The organism is Enterobacter sp. CGMCC 5087, assembly GCF_003144775.1.
Taxonomy (GTDB): Bacteria; Pseudomonadota; Gammaproteobacteria; order Enterobacterales; family Enterobacteriaceae; genus Enterobacter; species Enterobacter cloacae_M.
The window spans coordinates 20,553-29,940 of record NZ_QFXN01000124.1; the positions used below are offsets into that span (position 1 = coordinate 20,553).

Genomic DNA, 9,388 nt, shown 5'->3' on the forward strand with positions numbered 1-9,388 from the left:
CAACGGACATCAAAGCTTATCCAGCAGCTTCTTAACGTCCTTACCGTCCTGTGAATCTTTATTGCGTTCCGCCCAGCCGCTAAGCCGACGTTTCGCTTCATCCTGCAGATGCTTACGCAGGAGCTGATCCACCTCCAGACGGTAATTCAGGGCCTGCCATTTGCCGTATACGGTCAGCGGGACCGGCGTCTCTTTCAGGAAGTCGATGAGCTTGCTTTCACCCTGCCAGCCGGAAAGTACGCGCACGTTAAAGCGCGTGTCCGCGGTTTCTTTCACCAGATCCAGCTTACCTTCACCGGTCATTGATAAGAGTGAAGAAGTACCCTGCATTCCGTCGAGAGTAAGTTGTCCGTTGTCCAGCGTCAGGTCCGTGGTGAAGCTGTCGAGGCGCGTGGCGCTGTCGTAGTTATCCTGGGCCTTCACATCGCTGCTGCGCTCGACCGCCTGCTGCACCAGCTGCTGGAAGTTAAGCCCTTCCATACGGGAATTTTTCAGATCAAGATGCGCCTGCCCCTGCCACTCGCGGCGGAAAGCATCGGCATCAATTTTCGTGCCTGAGAAGTCACCCGCGAGCGTCAACTGCCCCGTCAGGGATATCGGATAGTTAAACGCGTTCAGGATGGTGCCTATCTCAACGTTGTCGAGACGCGGCTGGAATTCGGCGCTGGCTTCGTCTTTACGGACGTCCAGCGTGCCGGGCAGCGAGAGGCTCCCTGCGCCCATCTTTCCGCTAAGCTCGGAGATCACCAGCAAACCGTTATGGTTAAACATCTGGCTGCTCACGTCGGTAAAATCAATGCCGCGCCAGCGCAGGCTATTGGCTTTCAGCAGAATATCCGCCGTGAACCCGCGCAGGGCGTTATAGTCAGGCTGATCGAGATTAGACGAGATTACCGGACGTGATACCGGTGCCTGGCTTTGCCCCGTCTGCGTGGCATCGCTGTCCGTGGCGCTGGCGGGCAGAGGCGGCAGCAGATTTTCCAGGTTGAGCTTGTCAAACTGCAGATTCAGCACCCACTTCGGCTTCTCTTCGAGCGTGACGCTCGCTTGCCCCTTCAGGCTACTGTCATTTGCCTGCAGGTTGAGATTATCCAGCTCCAGCTGCTTTTGCTCTTCGCGCCACACGGCCTGCAGCGTTCCCTGCCCGGTGACCCCCTGGGTGGGAAGATCGGCACCCGTCAGCTGCCAGTTCAGCTGCTGGATGTCGGCCGTAAGCTGGTGCGGATAGTCTGAGGCGTTCACATTAGCATTCAGCGACAGGGTCAAATCACGCTGATCGCGGTTCACGCGCCCGCTAAATTCCAGCGACGCAAGATGATGAGCATCCTGTTCCATCTGCAGGTTAATGTTGCGAATGGTCACCTGCTCCTGGTGCTCATGCTGGAAAACCAACACGCTATCGGCAACTTTCAGCTTGCCGATATCAAAGGACCAGCCGGTATCGGACGGGTCATCAGGCAGAGTATTTTCGCGCGGCGCAACAGGCGCACCGGCATCACGCACGGCTTCGGTTTGCGGGGTGAGCTGGATCACCGCGCCTTTCAGCATCACCTGCTTAACCTGCAGCTGATGGGAAATGAGCGGGAACAGCGCCACATCAAGGCGCATGTTGTCTGCGGACACCAGCGGCTGGGCCGCCCCCGGCGCCGTGAGCGACATGCGGCCAGAGAGAATGCTGAGCTGCGGCCAGACGTGCCAGCGCAGCGGCCCGTCAAGCTTCAGTTGATAACCACTGCGTGCCTCGACCTGCCGCACCATGTAAGCGCGGAAATCGTTGGGGTTAACCAGCAGAACCAACGCCGAAAGGCCAGCCACCAGCACCACCAGCAAAATCATCAGCGTTGTCAGAACTCTTCTCATGGCATCCTCAATGGGCTAACGCTCAGTCTTTATCAATACGGCTGGCAACCGCGCCCTGCTGGTCGCGATATTTTGCGTCCTGCCGACGGTTGTAAGGACGATCTGCCGGGCCCGACAGCGGTTCAAAACTCAACGCGCCGATCATCATGCCCGGGCGCAGCGCCAGCGGCAATTTACCGGCATTGAAAAATTCCAGCACGATACGCCCCGACCAGCCAGGATCGATACGGTGCGCGGTCACGTGAACCATCAGCCCCAGTCGCGCCAGCGAAGAACGGCCATCAAGCCAGCCGACCAGGTCCGGAGGCAGGGTGACGGATTCAAACGTCACCGCCAGGGCCAGTTCACCTGGATGCAGATAAAAAGCTTCGCCTTCATCGATTACGATTTCGTCACTCATCACGCGATCGAGCGCGGCGCTGACTTCGTCCTTCGGCCCGCTAAGGTCAATGAACGGTGCGGTATGGCCGCTAAAGGTGCGGAATTTATTACCTAACCGGACATCAACGGTCACGCCATTGATACGCTCAACGGGTGGACGTGGGGTAATAGACAAACGGCCTTCATCCAGCCAGGCTTCTATATCGCGATCACAAAGACGCATGGCACTTTCTCCTTTCATGCATCGTACCCTGAGGCGTTAAGCGCTCAGGGTAAAACCAGGTTATCTCTGAACGGTACACAATTCGCGCGGCTTATTCAAAAAACTGGCTGATTTTCGCTTTTAAGATATCAATAGCAATGCGGTTTTTACCCCCGCGCGGCACGATGATATCGGCGTATTGTTTGGAGGGCTCAATAAACTGCAGGAACATCGGGCGGACCGTTTTCTGGTATTGCGCCATCACGGAGTCCATTGAGCGGCCGCGTTCATTCACGTCACGCTTGATGCGGCGCATCAGGCAAATATCCAGCGGGGTATCGACGAAAATCGAGAAGTTCATGGATTCACGCAGGCGAGCGTCGGTCAGCAACAGGATGCCTTCAAGGATAATGACCTTTTTCGGCTCGATGCGGATCGTTTCCTGGGTGCGGGTATGTTCTACGTAACTGTAAACGGGCAGCTCGATCGCCTGGCCGCTCTTAAGCGCTTCTAAATGCTGGAACAGCAGGCTGTGATCCATCGCATTTGGGTGGTCATAGTTCGTTTTAACGCGCTCTTCCATCGACAGATGGGATTGATCTTTGTAATAGCTGTCTTCGGGAATGACGCCGATATGCTCATCACCTACTTGTTCACGCAGTTCGCGATAAAGCGTACTGGCAATTAGACTTTTACCTGAAGCCGATGCGCCGGCGATGCCTATAATGACGCACTGATGAGACTTATCAGTCATAAATTTAGCGACCTGATTAACCTGGATGTAAAGGAAGGACGACGCCGGAGCGTCAAACGCGGCAATTATAGGGATTTCGCGGGCGTGATACCAGTCGAAAGCACAGGTTCTGCGAGACTGGCCGAAAAGTGACATCTTATTCCCTGAGTGAAATTTAAATGAACGTTTTTTCAGCGTTTAACCGTTTTTTTTCACGGAGCCTCTATTTAATAAGTCTGTGGTGTCAAATTCTGAGCGGTCACCATATGAATTGTAAATTGTTTGTACTAGCATAAACCAAATTATCTAATTCACGCGTTCGGACATCTTCCCTGACGGCATGGCGTCTCTGGATAAAGCGGTAATGAATAAACAATACCAGCGGGTTTTGGTTACCACCCCACATCCTTTAATACGACTTGTCTGTCTGGGCCTGGTCACCTTTATCTTTACCTTATTTTCCCTGGAGCTCACCCGGTTCGGCACCCTGCTGGCCCCGCTCTGGTTCCCCACCGCCATTATGATGGTGGCGTTTTACCGCCATGCAGGAAAAATGTGGCCGGGAATCGCCCTGGCCTGTTCGTTCGGCAATATTCTGGCCACCTGGATGCTATTTTCGTGGGGATCGATAAGCCTCACCTACACCTCAATTAACGTGGTTGAAGCTTTTACCGGTGCGCTATTACTTCGCAAATTGCTCCCATGGTACAACCCGCTGCAGAATCTGAATGACTGGATCCGCGTGGCCATCGGCAGCGCCGTGATACCGCCGCTGGTTGGCGGCGTCCTGGTGTCTCTGCTGGCTCCCGGCCCTGAACCCCTGCGTAATTTCTTCGTCTGGGTGTTGTCCGAAGCCATTGGCGCACTGGCGGTGGTACCGTTGGGGCTGTTATTTAAACCGCATTATCTGCTGCGCCACCGTGACCCGAGACTGCTCCTGGAAACCCTGACCACGCTGGCCGTAACGCTGGCACTCAGCTGGGCAGCCATCACCTGGCTGCCGTGGCCTTTCACCTGCGTTATCGTTTTGCTTATGTGGAGCGCCGTGCGCCTGCCGCGAATGGAAGCGTTCCTGGTGTTTCTGGTCACGGTGATGGTTGTGTCGCTGATGATTGCCCAAAACCCGGTGGCGCTGACAACCCAGCACGTCGGGGCGATGCTGAACGCCCCCTGGCTGCCGTTCCTGATGCTGCTCCTGCCTGCCAACGTCATGACCATGGTGATGTACGCCTTCCGCGCAGAGCGCAAGCACATCACCGAAAGCGAGGAGCGTTTCCGCAATGCGATGGAGTATTCCGCCATCGGTATGGCGCTGGTCAGCATTGAGGGCAAATGGCTGCAGGCTAATAAGGCGCTGTGCAATTTCCTCGGTTACAGCCAGACGGAGCTTCAGTCGCTGACCTTCCAGCAGCTCACCTGGCCGGAAGATCTGCACACCGACCTGGAACAGCTCGAACAGCTGGTCAACGGCGACATCAATACCTATACCCTCGAGAAGCGCTATTACACCCGCAACGGGGAAGTAGTCTGGGCGCTTCTTGCCGTCTCCGTCGTGCGCCATGCCGACGGCTCGCCGCTCTATTTTATCGCCCAGATTGAAGACATTAACGACCTGAAGCAGACCGAGTGGGTCAACAAACGCCTGATGGAGCGCATTACGCTGGCTAACGAAGCGGGCGGCATCGGCATCTGGGAGTGGGATCTGGAGCCAGACATTATCAGCTGGGACAAGCGGATGTTTGAGCTATATGAAATCCCGCCGCACATCAAGCCTACCTGGCAGCTCTGGCACGACACGATGCTGCCGGAAGATCGTGCCCACGCCGAGCAGGTGCTGCGGGACTCGCTGATTTCCCGCCTGCCGTTTAAGCTGGAATTCCGCATCCGCGTGAAGGAAGGCGTGCGCCATATTCGCTCCCTGGCGAACCGGGTGCTCAATAAGCAGGGTGAAGTCGAACGGCTGCTCGGGATCAACATGGATATGACCGAGGTTAAGCAGCTCAACGAGGCCCTCTTCCAGGAAAAAGAGCGTCTGCACATCACCCTCGACTCCATCGGTGAAGCGGTACTGTGTACCGATATCAACATGAACGTCACCTTTATGAACCCGGTGGCCGAGAAAATGAGCGGCTGGCTGCAGACCGAGGCTATCGGCCAGCCGATCCTGAAGGTGTTGCACATCACCTTTGGTGAAAAAGGGCCGCTGATGGAAAATATTCACAGCGGCGATATGTCCCGCTCCGATATCGATCAGGACGTGGTGCTGAACTGCCGTACCGGCGGTAATTTTGATATTCACTACAGTATTACGCCGCTCAGCACGCTGGACGGGCAGAATATAGGCTCGGTTATCGTGATTCAGGACGTGACCGAGTCGCGCAAAATGCTGCGACAGCTGAGCTACAGCGCCTCCCACGATGCCCTGACCCACCTGGCAAACCGGGTCAGCTTCGAAAATCATCTTAAACGGCTCCTGCAGACCGTTCGCGAAACGCGCCAGCGTCACGCCCTGGTCTTTATCGATCTCGATCGCTTCAAAGCCGTCAACGATACGGCAGGCCATGCGGCGGGCGATGCCCTGCTGCGGGAACTCTCTTCCCTGATGTTGACCATGCTCCGCTCCAGCGACGTGCTGGCGCGTCTGGGTGGGGATGAGTTCGGATTACTGCTGCCGGACTGCAATATTGAAAGCGCGCGCTATATCGCCGGGCGCCTGATCCACACGGTCAATGACTATCACTTTATGTGGGAAGGCCGCCTGCATCGGATCGGTGCCAGCGCAGGCATCACTCTGATTGATGAAAATAACCATCAGGCGTCGGAGGTGATGTCGCAGGCGGATATAGCCTGTTATGCCTCGAAAAACAGCGGGCGCGGCATGGTGACGGTTTACGAACCCCAGCAGGAGCGGGATCACAACACGCGCAGCATGATGTCGCTTGATGAACAGTGGCACATGATTAAGGACAATCACCTGATGATGATTGCCCGCAGCGTCGCCTCCCCGCGCATCCCGGAAAGCAGTAATTTCTGGCTGCTCTCGTTACGCCTGTGGACCAGCCAGGGCGAGGTCCAGGAGGAGCATGCCTTCCGCTCGGGCCTGGCCGAGCCTGAGCTTTTGCACGCCCTCGACAGACGGATCTTTAGCGAGTTTTTCCGCACCTCAGCCGCACAGGTCGCCAGTAAAGGCATGGGGGTAGCGCTGCCGCTCTCTGAGGCCGGTTTAGCCAGCGTAACGCTGGTCGATGAGCTTCTCGACCTGCTGGATAAAAGCCCGATGCCGGGCCGTCTCCTGCATCTGGTTATCTCTGCCGACGTGGTGTGCAGCCCGGATAAAAACCTGCAGCGGAGTCTGCAAAAGCTTCGCCAGGCGGGCTGCCGCGTGATCTTCAGCCAGGTGGGTCGCGACATGAACGTCTTCACCCACCTGACCGCCAATATGGCCGACTATCTGATGCTGGACGCGGAGGTGGTAAGCAACGTGTATGGCAACCTGATGGACGAGATGATGGTGACCATTGTGCAGGGCCACGCCCAGCGTCTGGGGATGAAAACCATCGCGGGCCCCTGCAACCAGCCCATCATGATGGATACGCTCTCCGGCATCGGTATTGATTTTATCTATGGCGACACCATCGCCGAGCCGCAGCCGCTGGATCTACTGCTCAACACCAGCTATTTCGCCATCAACTGACGGCGTCCAGCCGTCGGTATACCAGATGTGCAGCAGCGCGTAAGATCGCCACGGCTGCCAGCGCTCGGCATAATGCCGAATTTGCGCGGGCGTCATCCCGGCAAAGCGTTGCTTAATCAGATAATCATCCGGCAGAAAGACATCTTTCGCCTGCCAGCCGCGCAGGGCCAGGTAGTTTGCCGTCCAGCGCCCTATCCCCGGCCGCTGCTGTAGCGCCTTCATCCCGGCCTCAATATTCTCGGGCGGGAAAAGCGGAAACGTCCCGTCGATGACCGACTGCGCCAGATGAATTAACGACTCCGCGCGTTTTACCGGCATGCCCAACGCTTTCAGCGCCAGCGGGTCCGCTGCCGCCAGCGCGTCCGGCGTGGGGAAACAGAGATACCCCGGACAATCCGCGATCGGCTCACCGCACAGCGCCACCACGCGCGACGTCAGTTTCGCCGCCATTGCCACACTCACCAGCTGCCCGAGGATCGCCCGTACGCCCTGCTCGTACGCGTCCATCGCCCCCGGCAAACGCAAGCCCGGCCGGGCAGCACCGAGATCGCCCAGCGCATCCGCGATGTGCTGCGGGTTGCAGGCGAGATCGAACAAGCGCTCGATGCGTTCAAGGCACGTCTGCGCAACCGGAACTAACCCCGGACTGAGCGTCACGGTCAGCGTATGGGTGGCGATATCCGGCGTTACGCGAAATATCCCCTGATGCCCTTCACAGGCAAAACTGCGCTCGTAGTAGTCGCGTGTGACGGTTTCAATGCCCGTCACAGCACGCGCGCCGAGAAAGCCAAACATCCACTGCCAGTCGTAAGGGGGTTGCCAGTTCAGGGTGTACATCGTCTCTCCTTTTGGGTTCTCCACAGCATAAACGGAAAGGTCCTGTTTCGCCTTGCTTTCATATTCCTGTTGTCGCCATGAAGACATTTCGTTAAAGTCTCGCCCCTTCTCACTGGCATGGGGATTTATCGTGTTTATTGGATTCGACTACGGTACGGCAAACTGCTCGGTTGCGATTATGCAAAACGGACAGCCACAGCTTCTGAAAATGGAAAAAGAGAGCACGCTGCTGCCGTCAATGCTCTGCGCGCCGACGCGTGAAGCGGTGAGCGAATGGCTGTTCCGCCACCACCAGGTTCCGGCCACGGCGGCGGAGACCCAGGCGCTGCTGCGCCGGGCGGTCAGCTTTAACCGTGAGGAAGATATTGACGTTACGCCGTCCAGCGTGCAGTTCGGCCTCTCTTCGCTCGGGCACTACATTGAAGATCCTGAAGAGGTTTACTTCGTTAAGTCGCCAAAATCCTTCCTCGGCGCCAGCGGACTGAAGCCGCAGCAGGTGGCGATGTTCGAAGACCTGGTGTGCGCGATGATGCTGCATATTCGCAATCAGGCGCAGACGCAGGTCTCCGATGCGATTACCCAGGCGGTCATTGGCCGCCCGATCAACTTCCAGGGGCTGGGCGGCGACGAGGCCAACCAGCAGGCGCAGGGGATCCTTGAACGCGCGGCGCACCGCGCAGGCTTCCGAGATGTGGTATTCCAGTACGAGCCGGTTGCCGCGGGGCTGGATTTTGAAGCCACGCTGACGGAAGAGAAGCGCGTATTAGTCGTGGATATCGGCGGGGGCACAACGGACTGCTCGCTGCTGCTGATGGGGCCGCAGTGGCATAACCGACGCGATCGTGAAAATAGCCTGCTCGGGCACAGCGGCTGTCGCGTAGGCGGTAACGATCTCGATATCGCGCTGGCATTCAAGAGCCTGATGCCGCTGCTCGGCATGGGCGGTCAGACGGAAAAAGGTATCGCCCTGCCGATCCTGCCGTGGTGGAACGCGATTGCCATTAACGACGTGCCTGCGCAGAGTGATTTTTACAGCACCGCGAACGGCCGCTTCCTTAACGATCTGGTGCGCGACGCGCAGGACGCCGAAAAAGTCGCCCTGCTGTATAAAGTGTGGCGTCAGCGCCTGAGCTACCGCGTGGTGCGCACTGCCGAAGAGAGCAAAATAGCCCTTTCCGACCGTGCTGAGCATGCGGTCTCCTTGCCGTTTATCAGCGACGATCTGGCCACCGCGATTTCGCAGGACGGGCTGGAGACGGCGCTCGCGCAGCCGCTACAGCGTATTCTTGAGCAGGTGCAGCTGGCGCTGGAGAACGGCAAAGATAAGCCGGACGTGATTTACCTGACCGGGGGAAGCGCCCGCTCGCCCCTGATCAAGAAAGCGCTGGCGGAACAGCTGCCGGGCATTCCCATTGCCGGTGGGGATGACTTTGGCTCCGTCACCGCAGGCCTGGCACGCTGGGCGCAGGTGATGTTTAGCTAGCATTGTTGCGGTGCGGTCCGGTGCCCTCACCCCGGCCCTCTCCCACAGGCAGAGGGCGAAAACACCAAAAACGGCAACGGATGTTGCCGTTTTGCGTTTACCTCCATTCAGACCATTCCTGACAGTCTTCCATATTTCCTCCATTTTTCCGCTGTGTTAGCTGACTAAACTAGTATCATTCCCCGAAGTCTTCAGGAT

At 57.4% G+C, this 9,388-nt stretch carries 6 protein-coding genes; 2 read left to right on the forward strand and 4 right to left on the reverse strand.

Annotation, left to right across the window (positions count from 1 at the left end; translation table 11 throughout):
* Positions 1-9: 9 nt before the first annotated feature.
* The 3 genes from asmA to udk all read right to left on the reverse strand — a co-directional run bounded on the left by asmA (position 10) and on the right by udk (position 3,197).
* Positions 10-1,860, reverse strand: a complete 1,851-nt coding sequence (gene asmA, locus DEO48_RS12025) for an outer membrane assembly protein AsmA (protein ID WP_109845287.1) — start codon at positions 1,858-1,860, stop codon at positions 10-12.
* A 22-nt stretch (positions 1,861-1,882) separates the two neighbouring features.
* Positions 1,883-2,464, reverse strand: a complete 582-nt coding sequence (gene dcd / locus DEO48_RS12030; RefSeq protein WP_023312408.1) for a dCTP deaminase — start codon at positions 2,462-2,464, stop codon at positions 1,883-1,885.
* A 91-nt stretch (positions 2,465-2,555) separates the two neighbouring features.
* On the reverse strand, positions 2,556-3,197 hold the full coding sequence (udk, locus tag DEO48_RS12035) for a uridine kinase (RefSeq protein ID WP_008500855.1): 642 nt from the start codon (positions 3,195-3,197) through the stop codon (positions 2,556-2,558).
* 343 nt (positions 3,198-3,540) lie between these two features.
* On the opposite strand from udk, the gene DEO48_RS12040 reads away from it, so the two are divergent.
* Positions 3,541-6,870 carry a diguanylate cyclase gene (locus DEO48_RS12040; protein WP_109845308.1) on the forward strand — a complete coding sequence of 1,110 codons (3,330 nt, stop codon included), beginning with the start codon at positions 3,541-3,543 and terminating at the stop codon, positions 6,868-6,870.
* Here the strand turns inward: DEO48_RS12040 and alkA are convergent.
* Positions 6,835-7,707, reverse strand: coding sequence for a DNA-3-methyladenine glycosylase 2 (gene alkA, locus DEO48_RS12045; RefSeq protein ID WP_109845288.1), 873 nt, complete (start codon positions 7,705-7,707; stop codon positions 6,835-6,837). The genes DEO48_RS12040 and alkA overlap by 36 nt on opposite strands.
* A 130-nt stretch (positions 7,708-7,837) precedes the next feature.
* On the opposite strand from alkA, the gene yegD reads away from it, so the two are divergent.
* Positions 7,838-9,190 carry a molecular chaperone gene (yegD, locus tag DEO48_RS12050; protein WP_109845289.1) on the forward strand — a complete coding sequence of 451 codons (1,353 nt, stop codon included), beginning with the start codon at positions 7,838-7,840 and terminating at the stop codon, positions 9,188-9,190.
* Positions 9,191-9,388 lie beyond the last annotated feature (198 nt).